At 66.7% G+C, this 22,272-nt stretch carries 20 protein-coding genes; 12 read left to right on the plus strand and 8 right to left on the minus strand.

The annotated features are described in order from the left end of the window. Window positions 1-88 precede the first annotated feature (88 nt). The gene (locus B0684_RS06340; protein ID WP_018650482.1) at window positions 89-421 is read left to right on the plus strand and encodes a DUF3634 family protein; all 333 of its coding nucleotides are present in this window, start codon (window positions 89-91) and stop codon (window positions 419-421) included. Window positions 422-653: 232 nt separating this feature from the next. Continuing rightward, complete coding sequence (locus tag B0684_RS06345; RefSeq protein WP_018650483.1) at window positions 654-1,853, plus strand: NnrS family protein; 1,200 nt, start codon at window positions 654-656, stop codon at window positions 1,851-1,853. 361 nt (window positions 1,854-2,214) lie between these two features. Here B0684_RS06345 and katG read toward each other — a convergent pair whose 3' ends face one another. After that, window positions 2,215-4,407: a catalase/peroxidase HPI gene (gene katG, locus B0684_RS06350; RefSeq protein WP_018650484.1), complete on the minus strand. Its 2,193-nt coding sequence runs from the start codon at window positions 4,405-4,407 to the stop codon at window positions 2,215-2,217. A 234-nt stretch (window positions 4,408-4,641) separates the two neighbouring features. Then, window positions 4,642-5,190, minus strand: a complete 549-nt coding sequence (locus B0684_RS06355; RefSeq protein WP_018650485.1) for a glutathione peroxidase — start codon at window positions 5,188-5,190, stop codon at window positions 4,642-4,644. Window positions 5,191-5,389: 199 nt separating this feature from the next. Here B0684_RS06355 and B0684_RS06360 point away from each other — a divergent pair, with 199 nt between their 5' ends. Further along, entirely contained in the window at window positions 5,390-5,611 is a 222-nt protein-coding gene (locus tag B0684_RS06360; RefSeq protein ID WP_018650486.1) for a hypothetical protein, read from the plus strand. A gap of 195 nt (window positions 5,612-5,806) precedes the next feature. Here the strand turns inward: B0684_RS06360 and B0684_RS06365 are convergent, their stop codons facing one another. Further along, window positions 5,807-6,175: a rhodanese-like domain-containing protein gene (locus B0684_RS06365; protein ID WP_018168031.1), complete on the minus strand. Its 369-nt coding sequence runs from the start codon at window positions 6,173-6,175 to the stop codon at window positions 5,807-5,809. A 136-nt stretch (window positions 6,176-6,311) separates the two neighbouring features. Between B0684_RS06365 and B0684_RS06370 the strand changes: the two genes are divergently transcribed. After that, window positions 6,312-6,683, plus strand: a complete 372-nt coding sequence (locus B0684_RS06370) for a rhodanese-like domain-containing protein (protein ID WP_018168032.1) — start codon at window positions 6,312-6,314, stop codon at window positions 6,681-6,683. 487 nt (window positions 6,684-7,170) lie between these two features. Here the strand turns inward: B0684_RS06370 and B0684_RS06375 are convergent, their stop codons facing one another. After that, window positions 7,171-7,653, minus strand: coding sequence for a hypothetical protein (locus B0684_RS06375; protein WP_196802250.1), 483 nt, complete (start codon window positions 7,651-7,653; stop codon window positions 7,171-7,173). Window positions 7,654-8,115: 462 nt separating this feature from the next. On the opposite strand from B0684_RS06375, the gene B0684_RS06380 reads away from it, so the two are divergent. The 3 genes from B0684_RS06380 (at window position 8,116) to B0684_RS06390 (ending at window position 11,322) form a co-directional block, all read left to right on the plus strand. Beyond that, on the plus strand, window positions 8,116-8,901 hold the full coding sequence (locus tag B0684_RS06380) for a matrixin family metalloprotease (RefSeq protein WP_018650487.1): 786 nt from the start codon (window positions 8,116-8,118) through the stop codon (window positions 8,899-8,901). A gap of 530 nt (window positions 8,902-9,431) precedes the next feature. Next, a complete protein-coding gene (locus B0684_RS06385; protein ID WP_018168035.1) occupies window positions 9,432-10,379 on the plus strand; it encodes a hypothetical protein in 948 nt (315 codons plus the stop codon). Window positions 10,380-10,854: 475 nt separating this feature from the next. Then, on the plus strand, window positions 10,855-11,322 hold the full coding sequence (locus B0684_RS06390) for a HEAT repeat domain-containing protein (RefSeq protein WP_018168036.1): 468 nt from the start codon (window positions 10,855-10,857) through the stop codon (window positions 11,320-11,322). A gap of 126 nt (window positions 11,323-11,448) precedes the next feature. On the opposite strand, the gene B0684_RS06395 is transcribed toward B0684_RS06390, so the two are convergent. Continuing rightward, a complete protein-coding gene (locus B0684_RS06395) occupies window positions 11,449-13,104 on the minus strand; it encodes a tetratricopeptide repeat protein (protein WP_231362624.1) in 1,656 nt (551 codons plus the stop codon). 370 nt (window positions 13,105-13,474) lie between these two features. Here B0684_RS06395 and B0684_RS06400 point away from each other — a divergent pair, with 370 nt between their 5' ends. The 4 genes from B0684_RS06400 to B0684_RS06415 all read left to right on the plus strand — a co-directional run bounded on the left by B0684_RS06400 (window position 13,475) and on the right by B0684_RS06415 (window position 18,944). Next, the gene (locus tag B0684_RS06400; RefSeq protein WP_018146378.1) at window positions 13,475-13,858 is read left to right on the plus strand and encodes a DUF6394 family protein; all 384 of its coding nucleotides are present in this window, start codon (window positions 13,475-13,477) and stop codon (window positions 13,856-13,858) included. A gap of 33 nt (window positions 13,859-13,891) precedes the next feature. Next, on the plus strand, window positions 13,892-15,610 hold the full coding sequence (locus B0684_RS06405; RefSeq protein ID WP_018650488.1) for a potassium channel family protein: 1,719 nt from the start codon (window positions 13,892-13,894) through the stop codon (window positions 15,608-15,610). A 383-nt stretch (window positions 15,611-15,993) separates the two neighbouring features. After that, window positions 15,994-18,105, plus strand: a complete 2,112-nt coding sequence (locus tag B0684_RS06410) for a molybdopterin-containing oxidoreductase family protein (RefSeq protein WP_018650489.1) — start codon at window positions 15,994-15,996, stop codon at window positions 18,103-18,105. Then, on the plus strand, window positions 18,105-18,944 hold the full coding sequence (locus B0684_RS06415) for a hypothetical protein (RefSeq protein ID WP_018168040.1): 840 nt from the start codon (window positions 18,105-18,107) through the stop codon (window positions 18,942-18,944). The genes B0684_RS06410 and B0684_RS06415 overlap by 1 nt, the downstream gene beginning before the upstream one ends. Before the next feature lie 545 nt (window positions 18,945-19,489). Here the strand turns inward: B0684_RS06415 and B0684_RS06420 are convergent. The 3 genes from B0684_RS06420 to B0684_RS06430 form a co-directional block, all read right to left on the minus strand. After that, the gene (locus tag B0684_RS06420) at window positions 19,490-20,401 is read right to left on the minus strand and encodes a D-hexose-6-phosphate mutarotase (protein ID WP_018168041.1); all 912 of its coding nucleotides are present in this window, start codon (window positions 20,399-20,401) and stop codon (window positions 19,490-19,492) included. Window positions 20,402-20,601: 200 nt separating this feature from the next. Next, window positions 20,602-21,348: an RES family NAD+ phosphorylase gene (locus B0684_RS06425; RefSeq protein WP_018168042.1), complete on the minus strand. Its 747-nt coding sequence runs from the start codon at window positions 21,346-21,348 to the stop codon at window positions 20,602-20,604. 12 nt (window positions 21,349-21,360) lie between these two features. Further along, window positions 21,361-21,720, minus strand: a complete 360-nt coding sequence (locus B0684_RS06430; protein WP_018168043.1) for an MbcA/ParS/Xre antitoxin family protein — start codon at window positions 21,718-21,720, stop codon at window positions 21,361-21,363. 220 nt (window positions 21,721-21,940) lie between these two features. Between B0684_RS06430 and B0684_RS06435 the strand changes: the two genes are divergently transcribed. Further along, complete coding sequence (locus B0684_RS06435) at window positions 21,941-22,267, plus strand: DUF3634 family protein (RefSeq protein ID WP_018176556.1); 327 nt, start codon at window positions 21,941-21,943, stop codon at window positions 22,265-22,267. Window positions 22,268-22,272 lie beyond the last annotated feature (5 nt).

Raw genomic sequence — 22,272 nt, forward strand, 5'->3', positions numbered from 1 at the left:
TTGCGGTGACGAGTCGCCGACGAGCGGAGGCGAAGAACTGCGGATGGGGTGCGCTACACTGGGGCGCACCCTTGTCCCGCCATCCATCATGCTGCTCACGTTCCTGATCATGTTCGCCCTGCTGGGGCTTGGCGTCGCGCTGATGCTCTGGCATGCCCGGCTGGTGTTTTCGGTGGAGCTGCGCGATGGCGCTGCCCGCGTGCGGCGCGGCAAGCCGCCGTCCGGTTTCGTGAGGGGCTGCGAGGACGTCGCACGACGTTACGGGCTGAAGCAGGGCCGGATCCAGGCCGTGCGCACCGACCGGGGTGTCGAGCTGCGCTTCTCCCGCCACCTCCCACCGAAGACGCATCAGGCCTTTCGCAACGTCTGGACACCCCCGCCCGGCGGAGGGGGAGGCGGCGGCATGCGCGCGACGGGATAGCGAGGCGCGGGGCTCGGGGTCAGTGTCTGGCTTTTGGTCCCGTGGCAATCGAGCGGCATCCAGGCCACTCCGACCGATTGCCACGGCCTCTTCGAGGCCTCGCAATGACGAAGAACCCAGGCTCGCAAAAAGATTTAACCCGCATGCATTATATGAGCGGGTGCGAACCTGAATTCTGGGTGGTTCGCGTAGAGATGGCGGGTACTAGCCCCGCGGGGCCAAGGGGGCGCTGTTGAAGCTGAATATCGAAGAGCCGGGACCGTATCGGTTTGCCCTGAGCCATCTGGGCTTTCGCCCGTTCTTCTTGCTGGCGGGGCTGTACGCCGTGCTGGTCGCCGGTCTGTGGACCTGGCTCTACCAATTCGACATGGCGGCGCTGCCCACGGCCGCCTTTGGCGGGCCCTTCGCCTGGCACGGCCATACCCTGATCTTCGGCTACGCCATGGCGGTCGTCGCCGGGTTCCTGCTCACGGCCGTGCGCAACTGGACCGGGGTGCAGACGACCCACGGGCCCGCGCTGCTGGTGCTGGCCGGGCTCTGGCTCGGCGGCCGGGTGGCGGCGTTGTTCGGGGACCCCGGGCTGGTGGCCATGGCGCTGTTCGATCTCGGCTTTACCCTGTGGCTGCTGGCCGCCCTGGCCCGCCCGGTATGGCAGACGCGCCAATGGGCCCAGCTCGCCGTGATCGGCAAGATCGCGCTGCTGGGGGCGAGCAACGGCCTGTTCTACCTGGGCGCCTTCGATCTGCTTGATGGCGGCCAGCGCCTGGGGCTCTACTCCGGGGTCTACCTGGTGCTGTCGCTGATCCTGATGATGGGGCGCCGGGTCATCCCGTTCTTTATCGAGCGCGGGCTGGATGGTGCCTTTACGCCGGTGAACCGGGACTGGCTGGACCGCCTCGCCCTGGTACTGCTGCTCGCCTTCTGGCTGGTCGAGGTGTTCCTGCCATGGGCACCGGTCGCGGCGGGGCTGGCGGCTGGGCTGGCCGTGGCGCATGGCATGCGCTGGACGGGCTGGCATACGCCGGCGCTGTGGCGCAAGCCACTGCTCTGGGTGCTGATGATGGCCTACGGCTGGATCGTGGTCGGCTTTGCCCTGCGGGCCGTGGCCGAATTCACGCCCCTTAACCCGATGGCCGCGCTGCACGCCTTCACCTACGGGGGTATCGGCATGATGACCCTCGGGATGATGACGCGCGTCGCCCTGGGCCATACCGGACGTAACGTGTTTGACCCTCCGCGGGTCCTCGGGCTGCTCTTCGGCCTGCTGGCCATCGGGGCGCTGGTACGGGTGGCCGGCCCCCTGCTCTGGCCGGCCTTGACCGCCAGCTGGATGAGCGCCTCGCAACTCCTGTGGATCGCGGCCTTCGCCGGGTTTCTCTGGGTTCATGCCCCGATGCTGGTCAAACCGCGCGTCGACGGGCGTTACGGCTAGCTACCGAACTGCCGAGGCCGGACCACGGCAACCGATTGGCTTGACGAGCTTGTCCGGGCTCGAAGGGCTCGTTGAAGGTCCTGGACGGCCCGACCTGAGCGTCGAAACAGGCGGCGGGTGAAGGCCGGACGGCGTTTACCCCCCGGAGGCCGAGTGGGTGCGGGCTCGCAGGGGCCAGCTAGGCCTGGAGGATCAGGAGCGGGCGGTTGCCCTCCGGCGGTCGCGGGAGCCGAAGGACGGGGGCGACCGGGAATTCGCGCACCGGGCAGCAGTAGCCGAACCCTCGGCACAAAAAAACGCCCGGGATGGTCCCGGGCGTCCTGGTCTGCATGCCGGGCAAACCGCCCGGTTCAGGCCGCGCTTACTGCTGGTACTGCTCCAGATCGAAGCGGTCGGCGTTCATCACCTTGGTCCAGGCCCTGACGAAGTCCTTCACGAACTTCTCCTCGTTGTCGTCCTGGGCGTACACCTCGGCGTAGCTGCGCAGGATGGAGTTGGAGCCGAACACCAGGTCGATGCGGCTGGCAGTCCACTTCACCTGGTCGCTCTTGCGGTCACGGACCTCGTAGATGCCGTTGTCCGCAGACTTCCAGGCGTTGGCCATGTCGGTCAGGTTAACGAAGAAGTCGTTGGTCAACTGGCCTTCACGGCCGGTGAACACGCCATGCTTGCTGCCGCCATGGTTGGTGCCGAGCACGCGCATCCCGCCGATCAGCACGGTCATCTCCGGCGCGGTCAGGCCCATCAGCTGGGCGCGATCGAGCAGCATCTCCTCCGGCTTGACCACGTAGTCCTTCTTCAGCCAGTTGCGGAAGCCATCTGCCAGCGGCTCCAGCGGCGCGAAGGAGTCGACGTCGACCATCTCGGCGCTGGCATCGCCACGCCCCGGATTGAACGGCACCAGGACATCGTATCCGGCCGCCCGGGCGGCCTGCTCGATGCCCACGCTGCCACCCAGCACGATCAGGTCGGCCACGCTGGCGCCGGTCTCGGCGGAGAGCTGCTCGTAGACCTTGAGCACCCGGTCCAGGCGCTGCGGCTCGTTGCCCTCCCAGTCCTTCTGCGGAGCCAGGCGGATATGGGCACCGTTGGCGCCGCCGCGCATGTCGGAGCCGCGGAAGGTGCGGGCGCTGTCCCAGGCCGTGCTGACCATCTCGGCGACGCTGAGGCCGCTCGCGGCGATCTTCTTCTTGGTCGCCTCGACGCAGTAGTCGGTATTGCCGGCCGGCACGGGATCCTGCCAGATCAGGTCTTCCTGCGGCGCTTCCGGACCGATGTAGCGGGTCTTCGGGCCCAGGTCACGGTGGGTCAGCTTGAACCAGGCGCGGGCGAAGCAGTCCTGGAAGTACGCGGGATCGGCCATGAACTTCTCGCAGATGGCCCGGTACTTCGGATCCATCTTCATCGCCATGTCGGCGTCGGTCATGATCGGGTTGTGGCGGATGGAGGGATCGCTGGCATCCACCGGCTTGTCCTCCTCCTTCATCTCGATCGGCTCCCACTGCCAGGCGCCGGCGGGGCTCTTCTTCAGCTCCCACTCATGGCCGAACAGCAGGTCGAAGTACCCCATGTCGAACTTCGTCGGATGGGTGGTCCAGGCACCCTCGATGCCCGAGGAGACGGCGTTGGCGGCCTTGCCCTGCATGTTGGGATTCTTCCAGCCGAAGCCCTGTTCCTCGACGTCGGCCCCTTCGGGATCCGGACCCAGCGCACCGGCATCGCCATTGCCGTGGCACTTGCCCACGGTGTGGCCGCCGGCGGTCAGGGCCGCGGTCTCTTCATCGTTCATGGCCATGCGGGCGAAGGTCTCGCGGACCTGCTCGCCGGTCTTGAGCGGATCGGGCTTGCCGTTGACCCCTTCCGGGTTCACATAGATCAGGCCCATCTGGACGGCCGCCAGGGGGTTCTCCATGGTGTCGGGCTTGTCGACGTCGCCGTAGCGCTCGTCGGAGGGTGCCAGCCATTCCTTCTCCGCGCCCCAGTACGTGTCCTTCTCGGGATGCCAGATATCCTCGCGCCCGAAGGAGAAGCCGAAGGTCTTCAGACCCATGTTCTCGTAGGCCACGGTACCGGCCAGGATCATCAGATCCGCCCAGCTGACCTTGTTGCCGTATTTCTTCTTGATCGGCCACAGCAGGCGGCGCGCCTTGTCCAGGCTGACGTTGTCCGGCCAGCTGTTGATCGGTGCGAAACGCTGGTTGCCGGTGCCACCGCCACCGCGGCCATCGGCAATACGGTAGGTGCCGGCCGCGTGCCAGGACATGCGGATCATCAGCCCGCCGTAATGGCCCCAGTCGGCCGGCCACCACGCCTGGCTCTCGGTCATCAGCGCGTGCATATCCTTCTTCAGGGCGTCGAAGTCGAGCTTCTTGACCTCTTCCCGGTAGTCGAAGTCCTCGCCCATCGGGTTGGTCTTGCGGTCATGCTGATGGAGGATGTCCAGGTTCAGCGCTTCCGGCCACCAGTCCATGACCGAATGGCCAGCGGCGGTCTCGCCGCCATGCATGACCGGGCATTTGCCCATGTTCTGATGCTCACCCATATCGTTCTCCATTTTTTCGCTGCGTTCAGCTGGTTCGTGTTTCGGAAGCCGTCATCCATATGTCATCGATGGCTTTCCTCAGGGACCGCAAGCCGTTCCGACCCTGGGCCACCTTCGGCCAGGGTGGCTTCACTGTCCACCTGCCCTTGAAGCTAGGCCCCACGAACCATTAGTTCCAGTTGATATTAAGCATGATCGAGATAGTCTCCCGCTATCTTTCCGCGAGAGGCTCTATAGCGCGATGGGCTACAAGATGCTCTCGATCGCGCGGCGCAGCTCGGGGGACCCGGGGCCAGCCTGGCTGGGGAAGTGCGCGACCACCCGCCCCTCTCGGTCCACCACGTACTTGTAGAAGTTCCAGCGCGGGGCGGCGGCCTGACGGGCCAGTTCGCGAAAGATCGGGTGGGCGTCCGCGCCGCGCACACTGATCGGCCTGAACATGTCGAAGGTGACGCCGAAGTTCTCGAAGCACACCCGGGCGGTTTCGGCCTCGTCATCGGCCTCCTGATTGAAGTCGTGGGAGGGGAAGCCCACCACCTTCAGCCCCTGGTCCCGGTAGTCCTGATGCAACTGTTCCAGCCCACCGAACTGGTCGGTGTAACCACAATGGCTGGCGGTATTGATGATCAGCAGCGGATGGCCCTGGAAGCGTTCCTGCAGGCTGACAATCTCGGACGCGTGCAGCCGGCCCAGCTCGTGCTGGAACAAGGCCTCGGTATCGGGCTCCGTGGCGGTTGCGCAGGCCATCGGCAGCACCAGCAACAGGGAAGCGAACAAGGGCGCAAAACGGGACATCGCAAGTCTCCACAGGGGCTCGACCTTCAGACCAGCGGCGCACCTGTGGGTTCTGTGGAGGGCTGGTTCGTGACCGCCAGCCCGGGGCCACGATGGCGCCGAACATCCTCCATTTCGGTGCTCCCTTTTGGACATACCATGGCCTCACAGACATGACGGGCGTACCCTTGATCGCAGACATCAACGAAGTCTCGAGCCGATGATTGCCTACACCCGCCCGCTCCTGCTGCTTGCCATCATCCTGCCGCTGACCACGGGCTGCACGGCCGTGAAGGTCGCCGGTGCCACGGGAAGCGCCGCCGTCAGCGTCACCACCGGCGCCACCAAGGCGACCGGCAAGACCGCCGGAGCGGTGGGACGTGCCGTCACTCCGGGCAGCAAGCAGGACAAGGACAAGGACAAGGACAAGGACAACGACTGAAATACCGGCCGGCCGGGGACGGACGCAAGCCGCGAACTGCGTTTACTCGGCGCTCCTGACCGCAACGGCCGCTCCAAGGGCGCGCACGCTGGCCCCTGGGCCGCAAACGGGGCCCTTGCACTCCGAGAGCATGCGGCCAAGGGGAATGGCCGCCCCGTTTCTTGGCTTGCCGGGCCCGCGTAACGGTCGCAGGTCTTATCCACCGACGCCTTCACCTCCCCGCTCGCATGGCAGCCCTGCCCGCCACCAGGCGAGCATGCCGCCGCGAAGCTGGCGGGCCTCGTAGCCGCGGGCCCGCAGCTTGCGCACGGCAGGGATGCTGCGGTGTGCACTGAGGCAGATGGCCACCACGGGACGATCGGGATCGAGTTCCAGGTCCGCCAGGCGTTGCCTGGAAAACTGCGTGATCGGGAGGTGACGCGCGCCCGGGATACGACTCCGACGATGCTCGACACCGGTGCGCACATCCAGCACTTGCACCTGGGCATTCTCCATCGCCTGCGCCAGTTCCTCGGGGCTCATTTCCGGCACGCGGCCGAACGGCCACCACTGGCTCAAACCCATCGTGATCACCTCCTGTCCACAGGCAAGAACGCGGTCGAACTTTGTCTTGTGCCCCGTACCTAATTCGCGACGCGGCGAGGATGGGCTGTTCTCAGCACTGACCGCGCGAAAAACCATCGCCGAAAGGAAAATCATTATGGATCATCACGACGAAGAGTTTCTCCGTCGGGCGCAAGCCGCGCGCGCTCGCATCAACGAGATCGAGCCGCAACAGGTAGACGCCAGCCTGGCATCCGGTGCGGTGGCCATCGATGTGCGCGAACCCGGGGAGTACCAGAAAGGCAGCCTGCCGAGCGCCCGCAATGTAGCGCTGGATTCCATCACGCGTCAGATCGAGGGAGTCGCACCAGACAAGGACGCGCCCATGGTCTGTTTCTGCAATGGTGGCAACCGCGGGGCATTGGCGGCGGCCCAGCTGGTGGATCTGGGCTATACCAATGTCCAGTCCATCGCCGGGGGACTGCGCGCCTACCAGAAGGCAAACGACACCTCGAAGAGCTCCGCCTGACGACCGGACGGCCCGGGGGTCCAGCTTCGGATTTTCCGACCTTGCCCGTTGCCCCATCTTCCCGTTGCCCCATCTTAAAGAAACGCTGATTCGCCACGAGGGTCAGCCAGGTCCAAGGACCGTGCGGGCTCGGGTGTGTCCAGCACCCGGTGGCCGAAGGTGGCCCTGGAGCGCAACGGTACGCGCCCAGCGGCTCCACGCGCCTCCTTCTTCGTCATCCCGGAAACCGCGTAGCGGTTATCCGGGATCTCGGCGGCGGCTGGGGTTGCCCCGACGGGGGAGATCCCGGCTCGTCGCTTCGCTCCGGCCGGGATGACAGTGCAGGGGCAAGGGCCCCGGGGAGAGTGACATTCCCAAAAGGCCCGGATTAAAGCACCCTGCGACGGGCCATTGTCGTCCCCGGATGATCCCCGTGACTGGCTGACTCTCGTGGTTAATCAGGAAAGGGGAAGACGGGGCAGATCTCGGTCTGCGCCCGCGCGAGGGCTCACAGTCGTTGGCAGGTGTACTGTTCGCCGGACGCGTGCTCGACCACGAGGCGCGTGGGCGATTCGGTGACGATCCGCGTGACCTCCGTATGCGGGAGTTCCGGTAGCCGCGTAGTGATCTGCCGGATCAGCTGGCGCTGGAGTTCGACACCTGATGGGGAGCCGGGCGACAGGTCCAGGGCTTCCACGGTGAGCGTGAGCTGCTGCTCCTCGCGCTGCCACTGCCCCTCGCTGGTCGCGATCAGCGTGAGCGGCCACAGGCCGAACTGGGCCACGGCATCGCCCTCGCTCTGGTACCGCCCGTCCGGATGCAGACGGGAGCGCGTATCGAGCTGCAGATTCAGCTGGCTCGAGCCAATGGCGGCCAGTTGCATTACGGCAGGACAGGCCCAGTCGCCGTCCAGCTCCGTGGTGTCCGCCCAGGCTGCGCCGGCGAAAACCAGAGAGATGCAAAGGCCCAACACGGGCCACGATCGATTCATCAAACGTGTCTCTCCAATCCAGTCTGGCTTTCCGGCACGGGCCGTAGGCGCGGGCAAAGGGCAAGGTTTGACCCCGTAGGGCTTCGGTTATGCGCCTGCTCCCCTCCAGCGCCCCGAATTCGTGGGGCTGCAACCGATTACCACGGCCCCTTCGAGGCCCGCAATGACACGTCACCGCGGGGTTATTGGTTCGGCTTTGGATACGCGCCCCACCCTCGCCTGCGCGGGTCCACGCCGCAGATTGAGCCGAGTACGGTGCGCTGACCGCAGGACGCCCCGTTCGGACTCTGGGTGCGACCGACTGCTTCGTCGGTTCGATGCCACACATAAGCGTTAGTCGTCCGTTATGTTACGCTGCGCGGGAGCCTCGCGCGCCCTGAAGGCGCTCTTGACGGGGCCCGACCAGGAGAGACTGCGGTGCGATCAGTCACGCATGCACACCTTCCCGCGCTGGCCTTGGTAATGGCCGGCTTTCTGCCCTTGGCACTCCCGCTGCCGGCCCTTGCCGACGACGGTGGGTATCGGCTGCTCAAGCTGGATGGCTACAAGGTGAAGTGGGGAGACCAGCAGTTAGGGGTGGGAGCCAGCATCAGCTATGCCTTTGCCGGGGAGGCGCTACGGTTCGATGATGCGCACAACTGCCGCGATCTCGCACCGATTGACGAGCTTCTGGGCGAAGCCCTCTCCATGGAGACGCTGGATCGCGAGGCCGCGGCGGCGTTTCGGGTTTGGGAGCGCGCGGCCGGTCTGTCATTCCACAAGGTAAGCGATACCCGGGAGGCGGATATCATCCTCGGTGCCCAGGGGCAGCCGCGTGGACGGGCATTCGCCAACGTAGCCTACGCACCCGATGCGGAAGTGGATGTGCGCACCATCGAACAGTCGCTGGTGTGTCTGAATCCTGCTCACGAGTGGAAGGTCGGATTCGACGGCAACAAGGATGTGTACGACATCCGCTATACGCTGACTCACGAGATCGGTCACGCCATCGGCCTGGACCATCCCGGGCCATCCGGGCAGGTGATGGGATTCAGGTACACCGAGGACTTCGCCGACCTGCAGCCCGGCGATCTGCGCGGAGTCCAGCGGCTCTACGGGCGCCCCGCCGATACCCTCGACACCCAACTGGCCGAGATGCCGACCGAGGACGGGGAAAGCGCATTCACCAGCGACCTCTTCCTTGACCCGAACGGCCACATCGTGCCCGTGACCGGTGTCGATAGCGGCCTTGGCATCGGCGAAAAGTAGCCCCGAGTCAATTCCGGGGCAGGTCTTTCCCACGCCCCTGCTCCACTACGAGCGGCCCCCACCCGTGGCACGTCAACCGATTGCCGCGGCCCCTGCGGGGCCTCGCAATGACGGGGTTTCGGAAATGCGGGGCAGGTCTTGCTCCCTGGTCCCCGCTCCACCGTAATTCGCCCACCCCCTTGGTACTTCAACCGTTTGCCGCGGCCTCTGCGAGGCCCCGCAATGACGCGGTTTGTTCAGGCGGTCCGCCCTCTGACCGATGGCGTGCTGTGGATACCGCAATCGCCCGGAGGCCGGGGCGCCTACAGGGGGTTGCCTGGCAGCGCCGGGGATCGACCGGTCTTACCGCTGCGGGCATTTGCGGGCATGGCCGCGCGCCTCGCGACCCGCGCCGTGAAAACCTGAAGCGGCGCAGCAACTCGAGCCGATAGAGAGGGGGCCGGGACGCCAAGGTGTGGCAACGCACAGAACCCCGGAGCGACTGCACCGCAGCATGCAGTCTCATCCACTTGTCACGAAGGAAAGTCGCCATGGCATCTGTCGAGCCCACTCTGGCGGGGCGTTCCGCCACATCGGGAATGCATGACCCATTCACCACGGACATCGGTAACGAGGCACGGCGCTCCGGCGTTTCCTGGGGCGCGGTGATCGCAGGCGCCGTGGTCGCTACGGCGCTGTCGCTCAGTTTTCTGCTCCTGGGCACGGGCCTGGGATTCTCGGCGGTCTCGCCGTGGGCCGGGGAAGGCGTGTCGGCCGAGGGCATCGGGTTCGCAAGCATCGTCTGGCTGATACTCGTGCACATCATCGCCGGCGCCATGGGCGGCTATCTGGCCGGCCGACTGCGCACCCAGTGGACCGATCTGCATACCGACGAAGTATTCTTCCGGGATACCGCACACGGCTTCCTCGTCTGGGCGCTTAGCGTGGTCGTCACGGCGGCTCTGCTCGTTTCCGCCTCCACGGCGATCATCGGCAGCACCGCCCAGGCCGGTGCTTCGGCTGTCGGGGCGGCGGCTACGACTGGCGGCGCTGCCATGATGGCAGGCGCTAATGGGCAGACCGAAGGAGACGCCACCGGCCCGCTCGACTATTTCGCGGATATCTTGTTTCGCCCAGAGCGTGCCAGGGCGGCTCCCGACGCCGGCGCAACCGACTCCGACAGAACCGCCATGCGCACCGAGGCGGTACGTATTCTCGCCCGCGGGTGGGACGATATGTCGGATGGCGACAGGGCGTATCTGGCGCAACTGATCGCGCAGAACACCGGCGTCAGCCAGTCCCAGGCGGAGAACCGGATCCGCGAAGTCCAGGCGCAGATGGAGGAACTGGAAATGCAGGCGCGACAGGTGGCCGATGAGGCCCGAAGCGCGATGGCGAAACTTTCTCTGTGGACGTTCCTGGGACTGCTGATCGGGGCGTTCAGCGCCAGCTTCGCCGCCACGATCGGCGGTCGGCAGCGCGACAGCGTCCACTATTGAACCGTACAGATTGCTGCCAATCAGCGAGGTAGATCAAGATGAAATTCATACTGCTTTGGTTTCTGGGCATCCCGATTCCCGTCCTCATCCTGCTAGCCATCCTGCTTTAACGGCTGCGCGAGGCCCCCTGCTACAGGGGGCCTCGCCTTTTGCGAACCCCCGAAGCAATGATCACTCTTCGAGGGATCCCCTTGGCGCAGCGCGCCCCAGGCCTGCACCGGTCTTGCACCTGAAGACCACCCGCGGCCCGCGGGACAAGACGTCGCATACGTGGCCGGTTACCGTAGAGTGACCGTACCGATGGGCCAATGCGGGGCCGGCTCCCGGCAAGGGACTCATTACCGGAGACGGGACCCCGAAAATTGAGTGCGGATAAACCCTCGGCAATACGTGGATCGGAAGGCATTTGAAAGACAACCCCCTGCCGTTTTGCCCCTCTTCTGCCTGGTGGCTGACCGCATGGCTGGCCGGCGGGATGTTGCTTGCTGGCTGTGTCGGCGGGCCGCCATCGGCGGAGCCACCCGTCGCCACGGGGGCCGCGCCGCAGGAGCAGCCCGCCGCCGCGGCAGACGGACCCGCGGAGGGCTTCGCCAGCCTCCGGGACGAGATCCACTACTACCTCGAACGCCTGTCGGATCGCGCGTTCACCGAGACCTACGGGGGCGAGGAGCATCCGCGTACCTGGTACACCGCGGCCGAGGCGCTCGGCCGGATCGGTGCGCCGGCGGTCCCGCATCTCGTGCCCTACCTCGATTCCGATGACCCGTGGGAACTGAAACTGGCGCTGTACGCCCTGATGCTGGCTTCGCAGGATCCGGCGGTGACCTCGCAAACTGGCGGCGAGTACATCCGCCTGGGGACCGTCCTCGACGAACGCGAGAACGTGGCCAACCGGGCCCTCGCCCGCGACTGGTGGGAACGCTGGGGCCACCTCTGGGATTAGCAAGCGCATCCGCGCTCGAACGAGCAACACGGCACGGGTGACGAAGCGCTTACTGGATAGACGATACGGGACCGACATGGCAACGCCCCCGCCAGGGTCAGCGCGACGCGGTGTCCGACACACGCATCAACGCACAACACGCGTTCGGCAAGCGCAGGAGGCCCGAATGGGAATATCGGCGCGGGCAGTGGCAAGGTCCAGGCGCTGCTTGATGATGGTGGCCTCCTCGTTGCGTCCGAGGCGCATCAGGCACTCGTGGTAGCCGTGCAGCGCCCAGACGTTATCCAGATGCTGGTACGGCCGCGGTAGCGCGGGGTCAAAGCCGAGGTCCTCACGGTATAGCTGCGCTGCCGCCGCGACCTCGCCCTGTTCCAGAAGCAACGCGCCACAGGCGTGGCGAGTCGGCTGCATCCACCCCCAGGGTTCGTCAAAGGGAAGCCCATCGTCCTGCTTGATGGCCTGGCGCAGGAAGGCGAAGGCCTCGTCGTAGTTGGCCTTGCGGTACTCCAGCTCTCCGTTCAGCATCGCACGGGCGATCGCGAGAATATCGCGGCAGCGATTGTTGAACAGGTAGCGAGTGTCGGGCATGCATGCCGCGGCGGCCTCGAAGCGCACGCGCTGTTCCTCACCCTCCTCGATGCGACCGGTGGCGGCGTTGGCCACGCCCTTCGCGTAGTGGGTCAGCGCGGTGCTGAACGCATACAGCTCGGGGTCGGCAGGCAGCGGGGTGTCGATCAATTCCTGCCAGCGCCCGAACCGCACCATTACGTGCAGGTGCATCGGCACGAAGGACTCCAGCCAGTCGGCCATTGGTGGCGATTCGATCCGCAGAAGGGCCTCCGGAATGGTGGCGCGCAACCCCTCCGCTGCCTCGCACGCGTCAGTATATCGGCCTTGGAACATCGCGCCGTACAGCTTGAAGTGGTAGTTGTGAGAGCGGTAAAGGGTGTAGAAATTGATGGCGCCTTCGCGCTCCAGATACTTGCTGTCGGCCGCGATTGCCTCATTGTTGATCCGCACCACGTTGTCGTACTGACCGCACAGCACGTCGATGTGCGAGGCCATGTGTTGGAGGTGGCCCGCGTCCGGCACCAACCCACGCAGCCGGTCGCAAACCCGCAGGGCGCGCTCCGGGTGCGGCGACATCTCCATCAGGTGTACGTAGTAGTGGAGGATGCCGGGGTGCCTGCGCGCCTCTTCGCGATAGAGCGCAGTCTCCAGCACCTCGGTGGCCTCGACCGTGCTGGCACCTTCCGCCGGGGCGTTGGCCTTCAGGTCCCACAACTGCCAGGGAGTGCGGTTCAGCAGGGCCTCGGCAAACAGGGCCACCACATCGAGGTCTTCGCCGTGTTCGCGGTACACCGCGCGCATGGCATCGGCGTAGTCGTCATTCCAGCGCTCGAGTGCACCCACAGCTGGCGGCTCTGCCGTCTGGCAGCGCACCTGCAGCGCGTTGATCAGCGCCTGCTCCACCGGACTGCTGGTGGCAGCCTGCTGCGCCCGGGCCAGTGCCGTCGATCCGCGTGACAGGGAGTCTGCCAGCTCCGAATCGGCGAACGCCTCCCACGGCTTGTTGTAGTTCGGGCCAAGCGCCCAGGCGATGCCCCACCACGCCATCGCGCACTCGGGGTCATGCTCAATGGCCGTTTCGAAGCAACGGATGGCCTCCTCGTGGTTGAATCCATAGCCCCACAAGAGCCCGCGATTGAACCAGAGCCGAGCCTCCGGCGACGGTGAAGAAATACCCCGACGGTAGGGCCCAAGGTCGTAATAGCGTTTCATGATCCGCCTCCAACATCGTTCCGGATCATTACTTCAGATCATAGGCAGAAGAGACCCGAGCTGCTGCCGGTAGACGCCGGGCCGGAAGAAGGCGAATGCCACGGGTGGCTCCCGGATCGAATCTTGGCCGTTGCCTCTCCCTGCGCGACCGTAAGGAGACCAACTTCGTGGCACTTCGGCCGATTGCCACGACCTCTGCGAGGCCTCGCAATGACGTTGCCCTGGCGTTTCGGCACGTGGGGAGATGAGCGCCCTGCCCTCGCCATCCGGGGCTTGTTGGGCCATGCTCCATGCTGCGGGCAGATGAAGACGGGGCCCGTGTCGCGGCGCCGGGCAGGAGCCGTTACCTCGAACGACAAGGAGCATGCGCATGAACCTGGAGAAGGTGATCTTCGGCTTTTTCATCATCCTGGCGTTCACGCTGAACTTCGGGTTCTTTCTCGGCGAGATCGATGATCCGGCGCACCACAATGTGTACGAGCTGTTCGCAGCCATCGTGGTAAACGTCATCGCGACGGCCCTGAAGCTGGGGGACCGGACGCAGACCGGGGCGTTGCTGCTGGCCAGTTCGCTGGTCGCGGTGCTGCAGTTGATCGCGGCCGCGGCGGTATGGGCCTATGCGAGCCACGTGCATGCCGGGGGCATGGATGCGATGTTCATGGCCAGCATCGTCTCCCTGGCGGGCGGGGCCATGGTGGCCAACCTGATCTCCGTGCTGCTGCTGATCGCGGATACGGTGGCGCTGCGCCGCTGACGGCGGCCGCGAGCGCTACAGACACCACGAGCCGTGGGGCCCACGATCAACAAGGTGCTGTTCCTGTTCCTGCGGCGCATGCGGGCACCCCTGCTTGCGCTGACGGCGGCCTACGCGATCTCCGTTCTCGGCCTGGTGCTGATACCCGGCGTGGACGATCAGGGGGAGCCCTGGCGCATGGATTTCTTCCATGCGTTCTACTTCGTGACCTACATGGCCACCACCATCGGCTTCGGCGAGATCCCCCACGCCTTCACCGAGGCGCAGAGGATGTGGACGGTGTTTGCCGTTTACCTGTCGGTGGTGGCCTGGCTGTATGCGATCGGCAAGATCCTTGCACTGATCCAGGACCCGGCCTTCCGCCTGGCCGTCAGCCAGCATGCGTTCGACCGCACGATCCGCAAGCTGCAGCGACCGTTCCATATCGTGTGCGGTTATGGCGACACCGGGGCCCTGGTGGTGCGTTCCCTGCTCGGGCGCAATGGCTTTGCCGTGGTGATCGACCAGAACCCGGACCGCATCAACGAGCTGGTCCTGGAGGATTACCCGCTGCAGATCCCCGGTCTGTGCGCGGATGCCAGCATCGCCAATCGCCTGCTCGATGCCGGGCTCCTCAACCCACACTGCCAGGGTGTGGTGGCGCTGACCAGCGACGATGCGGTGAACCTGCGGATCGCCATTGCCGCCAAACTTCTCAACCCGGAGCGCCCCGTGATCTGCCGTGCCGAGAGCCACGACACAGAGAAGAACATGGCCTCGTTCGGGACTGACCAGATCATCAACCCGTTCGACATCTTCGGCCAGCGCCTCGCCCTCGCGCTGCATTCCCCCGCGCATCACCTGTTGCACGAGTGGCTTGGGAGTATCCCCGGGAGCCCGCTGCCGATGCCGATCGACCCGCCCTGCGGTCGCTGGATCCTGTGCGGCTTCGGGCGCTTCGGCAAGGCCGTGCATGCCGGGCTGATCCAGGAGGGCGTGGAGGTAACCCTGGTGGAAACGGACCCCGAGGGCGCGGACTGTCCGCCCGACTGCATCAAGGGCCGCGGCACCGAGGCGGACACCCTGCACGAGGCCGGCATCGAGAGCGCCTCCGGGATCGTGGCCGGAACCGGCCGCGACGACTACAACCTGTCCATCGTGATGACCGCGCGCGAGCTGAACCCGGAGCTGTTCATGGTCGGACGCCAGAACCGCGAGTGCGATTCGCTCCTGTTCGCGGCGGCCGACCTGCCGCTGGTGATGCGCCACGACCGGGTGATCGCCGAGGCGATCCTGGCCCATCTGACCTCGCCGCTCCTGCCGCGCTTCCTGGAACTGAGCCGCAACCAGACAACCGACTGGGCGAACGAGCGAGTCAGCTCCATCACGGCCGTGGTCGGCGACCGTGTGCCGGCCATCTGGACCGAGCAACTGGATGAGGGGACAGCCCCGGCCCTCCTTGCCCATCTGGAGCAGGAGCCGGTGACCCTGGGCCAGTTGCTACGCGCCGACCATCCCGTGCGCCAGCGACACGCCTGCATTGTGCTGCTACTACGGCGCGAAGCCGGAGGCGAGGATATCCTCGCGCCCGACGACAACACGCCCCTGCAACCCGGCGACCACCTGCTGTTCTGCGGCCGCTTCGCGAGCGCCCTCACGATCTCCCACACCCTGCGCGACCCCCACGCCCTGCGCTACCTGCTGACCGGCGAAGATACCCCCGAAGGCTGGATCTGCCGTGCCCTCCGCGCGGCCCGCAGACAACCGGCCTGAGGCACGCAAGGCAGACCCGCCAACACGCAAGTCCGTAAACGCGCATCGACAGAGGCAAACGATTGGGGACCGATACCGTTCCGCCCCCACACCCGGTCATCCCGGACACCGCAAAGCGGTGAGCCGGGACCTCCCCGCCCGGGCTCTTCAACCCGGAGATCCCGGCTCTGCGCTGCGCTCTGGCCTGGATGACGGGATGTGTTTTGTCACGAGTGACCGTGCCAGGTGTTGCCTTACCCCCAACGAAGCTAATCGGCGCCCAGGCCACGAGTGAAAAAGAGGTGGCCCCGCGGTTCCAGGCGTTGTTCGTGGCGGACCGAAGGCTCCCGGCATAATGCCCGCGCAGCAATCAGGAACGACCGCTGAACAAGGTAGACCGTCCGATGGCGACCGTGAAAAGTACCTGTTACGAGTGCGATGCCAACTGTGCCATCGACGTCACCCTGGACGCCGTCGGCGAGCCGGTCGCCATTGACGGCCCCGACTGCCCGCGCTGCTACGTCCAGCTCGACCGGCGCAACCATCCGGAGCGCTTGCTGTACCCGCTGCGGCGAACGGGCCCGCGCGGCAGCGGCCAGTTCGAGCGCATCTCCTGGGACGAGGCACTGGACACCATCGCCGAGCGCCTGCGCGCCACCCGCGAGGAACACGGGGCCCCGGCGGCGGCCTTCTTCGCCGGCTATACCAAGGAGGCCCGGCCGCAGCTCCAGCGCCTGGCACATGCCTTCGGCTCGCCCAACTACCTGACCGAGAGTGGCTGCTGCTTCTCCTCCACCAAGGTGGCGGAGGAGGTGACCTTCGGCACCAAGATCAAGACCTCCTCCACCGTCGCCTCGGATGCCACCCGCTGCCTGCTGGTGTGGTCCACCAACCCGCGCGGTTCCATCCCGCCGTTCCACCAGCACCCCCTGGCTGAGGCCCGCCCGGGCTGCGCGACCGTGGTGGTCGACCCGCGGGTGACCCCGCTGGCGGAGCAGGCCGAGGTGCACCTGCAGATCCGCCCGGGTACCGATGGCGCGCTGGCGCTGGGCATGCATTACCTGATCTTCGAAAACGGCTGGCAGGACCAGGCCTTCCTCGACGAATGGGGCAGCGGCGTGCAGGCCTTCCGCGACTACGTGGGCGAATTCCCGCCGGAGCGTGTCGCACAGATCTGCGGCATCGACGCGGCCGATCTGCGCCGCGCCGCCGAGCTCTATGCCGCCAACGCGCCGGCGCAGATCATGCTCTCGCCCACCGCCACCGTGCAGCACAGCAATGGCTTCCAGAACCACCGCGCGGTGATCCTGCTGGCCGCGGTGACCGGCAACATCGACCGCGAGGGCGGCAACCGCTTCTTCAACGACAAGGTCACACCCAGGCCCATCGACCTGTTCGACCACTGCAAGCAGAACCTCCCGCCGCGCATCGGCGACGAGACCTTTCCGGTGTGGACGGCCCACTGGCCGGCGGCACAGAGCATGCTGCTGCCGGATGCCATCCTCGAGGGGCAGCCACAGCCGGTTCGCGCCCTGCTGGCGATGGGCATCAACACCGCGATGTGGCCGAACTCCAGGCGCATGGAGCAGGCACTGGGCGCGCTGGATTTCTTCGCCGCGTCGGACTTCTTCCACAACCCGGCCACGCGCATGGCCGACATCGTGCTGCCGGCCGCCACCAGCCTGGAACGCGCGGCGCTGATCGCCTACCCCGGCTGCAACTTCCGCGGCGAACTGCGCTACCGCCACGCCGCCGTTGCCCCGCGCGGCGAGGCGCGCCCGGATGGCGAGGTATTCCTGGAGCTGGGTGTGCGCCTGGGCATGGGAGAGCAGTTCTGGAACGGCGACCTGGAGGCCAGCTGGGCCGAGGCCGCCGAGGGCATCCCCGAGACCATCCGCGAGCAGGTCTACAATGACCCGGACGGGGTCACCGTGTTCGCCAAGGCGCTGGACGACATGCTCGAGTACGGCTTCGAGGAAGGCGACCGCCAGTACCGGATCAACGGGTTTCGCACGGTCAGCGGCAAGGTGGAGTTCGACGCCGCGGAACTGCGCGCGGCCGGGCACGACGGCCTGCCGGTCTACCGTGAACCGGCGGAGAGCCCGGTTTCCACGCCGGAGCTCGCCCGCGACTATCCGCTGGTGCTGACCAGCGGCGCCCGCCACAAGCACGCCACCCACTCGCAGCACCAGCAGCTGGAGCGCATGCGCCGGGCGATGCCGGAGCCGCTGGTGGAGTTGCACCCGATGGATGCCGCCGCGCGCGGGATCGTCAACGGCGACACGGTAGAGGTGCGCTCGCCACGTGGGCGCGTGGCGTTCGTGGCCAAGGTCACGGACCGCATCAAGCCCGGCGTGGCCCACTGCCAGCACGGCTGGAACCACGCCAACGTGAACGAACTGACCGACGACCGCTCGCTGGACCCGATCAGCGGGTTTCCCGCGTTCAAGTCGCTGCTGTGCGAGGTGGAGCGCCTGGCGGCGGGCCACGCAAAACGCCAAGCGGAGGCCGGGTAGTGCCGTTTGTCGGTGTCCTCCCCGAACGCGAGCATATCTTCCGGCCCGAGCCGTGCCGGGAGGTGGCCGTGTCCGACGCCGCCGCCTGGCGGCTCAATCCGGACCACCGGCATGTCTATGACAAACTGCATCTGGCCCTGGATGCCGGACTGACCGCCGCGCCCTGCGGCGTGGCACCCACGGACCTCGGCATCGCGGCGGACGCCGAGGTCTTCGTCAAGCCGATCACCAACCTGGCCGGCATGGGGCTGAACGCACGCACCCTGCCGGCCAGCGACGTGCCGGCAGAGCCCGGCAGCTTCTGGTGCCAGCGCCTGCAAGGTACCCACACCAGCACCGACTGCCTGGTGGAGAACGGCGCGGCACGCTGGTTTGCCCACACCCGCGGTTCGGAGGCGAAGGACGCCGCCCGCCCGATCTACTGGGAGATCGGCGCCGCCGCGCCCGAGATCGAACCCTGGATCGCCGACTGGGTACGCCGCAACCTGGCCGGCTACAGCGGCCTCTGCAACATCGAACTGATCGGCGGCCGGCCGATCGAGGCCCACCTGCGCGGCTCCAACGGCTTCTTCGACTTCTACGGCCCGGAGTTCATTTCAGCCTGGGTCGCGCTGGCCGACGGCGAGGCGTTCACCCCGCCCCCGCCCATCCCCGGTGGCTTCGTGATCTCGGTGTTCGGCGAGGCCGACCTGCGGGATGACGACTTCCGGGCCGCCGAGGCGGCCGGCGTGAACCTGCAGCCCGATCCCTCCACCCCGGGCCGCGCCGCCATCCTGCGCTGCCGTGACCGCGAGGCCGGCTTCGCCATCTACCGACGACTCACCGGGCACACGCTGTAGCCAAGGCGCACCGCTTCCGGAGCTGGCGTAGTCAGCGCGGATACCAGGATCAGGCGTGACAGGTCGAGACAGGGCAAAGGGTTGGGACCATCCCCATTCCGCGCCCCCACCTGCGTCATCCCGGACACCGCAAAGCGGTGAGCCGGGATGACGGAGCGTGATTTGTCACGGGTGCCGGGGCCAAGCCTGAGTCCTCTCTCCACCCTGGCCGATCGGCATCCGCGACAGTCCGGCCGATTGCCGCGGCCCCTATGAGGCCTCGCAATGGCGGGGAATGGGGCCCGCGAACGGCCGGGGTCAGCGGGATACCGGCGCAGGGTCACTGCACCTGAATGGCCCACATGCCCCGTTGCGCAGGAAGCGCGAGTGCCCCGTCCCTGTCATTGCGAGGAGCGCAGCGACGTGGCAATCCAGCCGGGTGGCTTCCCCCTCGGGGGGATTGCCCGCGCCGCACTCGCCATAACGGGTTCTGGTGAGGCCGACCGCCCCGCGATCCAATCGGCGAGGCTGGAGAGGCCACGCCGGGGCGTTGCCCCGCGGCTGGCTCAGCGTACGGAGAGCCGCATGGTCATGGCGTGGGTTGCGCCCGCGGCAAGCGGGTAGGCGTCGTCGAGGGCGTTGGCGACTTCGACGCAGACCGTCTTGCGGTACTGGTCGTCGGGCATGTCCGCGAACGACTGGACACCTTCCGGGCCGGGGTTCCAGAGCACGCTGCTGGCGCTGTTCTCGCGTTCGATGACGATCTCGCGCGCGTTGTCCCGGTCCTCGATCACGAGTGTGCCCGGTTGGCCGACGAACACCTGCTCCATCGGGGTCGTCATGGCGACGTCGCCGGACTGCGTCCCGCGTTCACCGTCCGCCAGCTTGTCGATCCGCGTGGTCCCATCCAGCCCGCGCACCACCAGGCCCTCGGCCTCGCCCACGCCGAAGTAGGTGTGGAAGGCCTCCGACACACGCCACTCGCGATCGCTGCGGTTTTCGCCCTCCAGCGTCATCTCCAGGGCCTCGCCCAGGGTGACGTGCAGGCGCAGCGAGAACTCCAGCGGCCAGGCCTTGCGGATGTCGTCGTCCGGGGTCAGCACGAACACGACGTGCGTGGCATCGCCGACCGATTCCACGGACTCGACATCCCAGAACGCATAGCGGGCGATCCCGTGGCCCTTCTTGTATTCGTCGCTCGGGTCGGGCCCCAGCGCGGCCGGATCGTACGGGCCGAACCATGGCCAGCAGACGGGGACCCCGCCGCGCACCGGTTTCTTGCCGTCGTACAACGCGGTATCGCTCACCCACAGCACGTCGGCACCACCCTTCGGGCGATAGCTCAGCAGCGTCGCGCCGAAGGTCGTCAGGGTCGCGCTGCCGTGCGCGTTCTCGATATCGACCATCACCAGCGCATCCTGCTGACGAAATCGCACTTCGGGATGCGGAAACTGTTCCGTGAGCGCTGCAACCGTCATCTGATCTCTCCTGTCCGACAAGGGCTGAAGCGTAGCAGACCCCGTGGTGCACCGAGTGCCTGCACGGGCGCCGGGATCAAGGACGCCGGATCAGGTCGGGCCTTCTGCCCCGGCATTGCGACCGACCGGCGGCCCAGCACGCTCCGACCGATTGCCACGGCCTCTGCGAGGCCTCGCAATGGCCGGTGTGGGTACGGCTGTCAGGCGGGTAGCGGCAGCCGGCCCTGGTAGTGGAACTGGGTCAGGGGAAAGTCGTGCAGGGCTCCGTCGCGGGGCTTGAGGAAACGGACGTGGTCGGCGGTGAGCTGGCACAGCCAGGGATCCTGGCGCGTGGGTTTGTTGCGGGTAAACGGGCGCGCATTGAAGAGCCCGAGGTTCAGGCCGGCCTCGTGATCGCGGGCGGACGGGTATTCGAACAGGTCGATGCCGGCCTCGCGCAGCGCGGCGCCCAGGGCCTGGGTGGCCTGATAGTCGGCGGGATGACGCAACAGGTCCGCGTGTTCAGCGAACGGGGGCTGATGGAGCTGCAAGCCATTGGGGCTCTGGTAGCGTGCGGCGAACAACGTGTGCTGGGTATCGAGCTTGCGCGGTGGCGGGGTCGCCATGCCATGCCAGAACACAAACCGGTAGTAGGCCGCCTCGGCGAGGACCGTGCGCTCGCGCAGGGCGCCGTAGAACAGGCTGGGTTCGTGGCGACGGCCGAAGCGCGATCCGTGACGTAGCGGCGGGTAGCGAAACGGCGTCGCCAGCAGGTAGTGCAGCCGTTCCGTACCCGGACGCCGGGGCGGCTTGGTGGCCTCCAGCATCTCTTCCAGAACGGCCTGGCGGTCGAGCGAGCTGACAATCTGGTTGGTGGCAACCTGCTCCTGGCTCTCCACCAGGCGCAGGACCTCCCCCCTCAGCATGACACGCGGCGCCGCTTCGACCAGGGCATCCCAGTCCGGCATGTCAGGTTACCCTCATAGCTTGCCGCGGATCGCGTCGAGATATTCCAGCACGCCCACCAAACCCTGAACCGTGCGGATCTGCTCGGCGGGCACGCCTCCGGTGTGGTGGTTGTGCGTCTGCATCCAGTGTTTCATCGCACCGACATCCCCGCCGGTGAGGACATAGAGCGCGCGATAGCAGCGAATCAGCAACAGCGCCAGCTCACCCGGCTTGCTGGCCGGCTCGATGTTGCCCCGACTGATATCCGTGCGGCCGCGCCCGACTACCTCGCCCAGCTCCGCCTGGGTCAGGCCCAGCGCCTTGCCGGCATTGACTAGCGCCTCGCGCAGGACCTCGGAACGTTCCGGGGCCAGAAGCTCTGCAGTGCTCATGGCTCACCTCCAGACAAACAGCAGTAAGCACATACTAGCACTCCATGTGCATACTGCACATTCAAACCCTGCGCGACCTTTGGCCATCCGGCACCGCACGCGCCCATCGGTCCGGCCGCGCGAGACGCAACCGCGTGTTCGAGTGCTACGATCGGCGCGACGGATTCATTACGCCCTGCCCCAGACTCATGCAGGTCGGGGCACCACCGGAGAGGACGCCATGCTGATCACGCTGCTGTTGATGATTGTGTTGCTGCTGGTGGCGGGCGCCTTGCTGATCTGGCAGGCGAGCATCATCTTCAGCCTGGAGATCGCGGACGGGAAACTGCGGGTGCGGCGCGGCGACCCGCCGATGCACTTCGAACATGCGGCCCGCGACATTGTCCGGCGCTACGGCGTCGAGAACGGGCGCCTGACTGCGGTTCGCACCGGCAAGGGGCTGCGCCTGCGCAGCTCGTCCTCCATCCCGAAGGAGGCGCACGGTGAACTGCAGGCCGCACTCCAGCGTGTAAAGGTGGGCCAGAAGCGCCGCAAGAAGCGCCGGTAACGCGC

The organism is Thioalkalivibrio versutus (assembly GCF_001999325.1).
GTDB classification, from domain to species: domain Bacteria; phylum Pseudomonadota; class Gammaproteobacteria; order Ectothiorhodospirales; family Ectothiorhodospiraceae; genus Thioalkalivibrio; species Thioalkalivibrio versutus.

Bases quoted from the DNA above. Each gene is read 5' to 3' on its own strand.
- B0684_RS06360 (WP_018650486.1), top strand. From the start codon at position 5,390: ATGATTGCCTACACCCGCCCGCTCCTGCTGCTTGCCATCATCCTGCCG.
- B0684_RS06435 (WP_018176556.1), top strand. From the start codon at position 21,941: ATGCTGATCACGCTGCTGTTGATGATTGTGTTGCTGCTGGTGGCGGGC.
- B0684_RS06410 (WP_018650489.1), top strand. From the start codon at position 15,994: ATGGCGACCGTGAAAAGTACCTGTTACGAGTGCGATGCCAACTGTGCC.
- B0684_RS06340 (WP_018650482.1), top strand. From the start codon at position 89: ATGCTGCTCACGTTCCTGATCATGTTCGCCCTGCTGGGGCTTGGCGTC.
- B0684_RS06420 (WP_018168041.1), bottom strand. From the start codon at position 20,401: ATGACGGTTGCAGCGCTCACGGAACAGTTTCCGCATCCCGAAGTGCGA.
- B0684_RS06370 (WP_018168032.1), top strand. From the start codon at position 6,312: ATGGATCATCACGACGAAGAGTTTCTCCGTCGGGCGCAAGCCGCGCGC.
- B0684_RS06390 (WP_018168036.1), top strand. From the start codon at position 10,855: ATGTTGCTTGCTGGCTGTGTCGGCGGGCCGCCATCGGCGGAGCCACCC.
- katG (WP_018650484.1), bottom strand. From the start codon at position 4,407: ATGGAGAACGATATGGGTGAGCATCAGAACATGGGCAAATGCCCGGTC.
- B0684_RS06385 (WP_018168035.1), top strand. From the start codon at position 9,432: ATGGCATCTGTCGAGCCCACTCTGGCGGGGCGTTCCGCCACATCGGGA.
- B0684_RS06380 (WP_018650487.1), top strand. From the start codon at position 8,116: ATGGCCGGCTTTCTGCCCTTGGCACTCCCGCTGCCGGCCCTTGCCGAC.
- B0684_RS06375 (WP_196802250.1), bottom strand. From the start codon at position 7,653: ATGAATCGATCGTGGCCCGTGTTGGGCCTTTGCATCTCTCTGGTTTTC.
- B0684_RS06400 (WP_018146378.1), top strand. From the start codon at position 13,475: ATGAACCTGGAGAAGGTGATCTTCGGCTTTTTCATCATCCTGGCGTTC.
- B0684_RS06395 (WP_231362624.1), bottom strand. From the start codon at position 13,104: ATGAAACGCTATTACGACCTTGGGCCCTACCGTCGGGGTATTTCTTCA.
- B0684_RS06355 (WP_018650485.1), bottom strand. From the start codon at position 5,190: ATGTCCCGTTTTGCGCCCTTGTTCGCTTCCCTGTTGCTGGTGCTGCCG.
- B0684_RS06430 (WP_018168043.1), bottom strand. From the start codon at position 21,720: ATGAGCACTGCAGAGCTTCTGGCCCCGGAACGTTCCGAGGTCCTGCGC.
- B0684_RS06365 (WP_018168031.1), bottom strand. From the start codon at position 6,175: ATGGGTTTGAGCCAGTGGTGGCCGTTCGGCCGCGTGCCGGAAATGAGC.
- B0684_RS06425 (WP_018168042.1), bottom strand. From the start codon at position 21,348: ATGCCGGACTGGGATGCCCTGGTCGAAGCGGCGCCGCGTGTCATGCTG.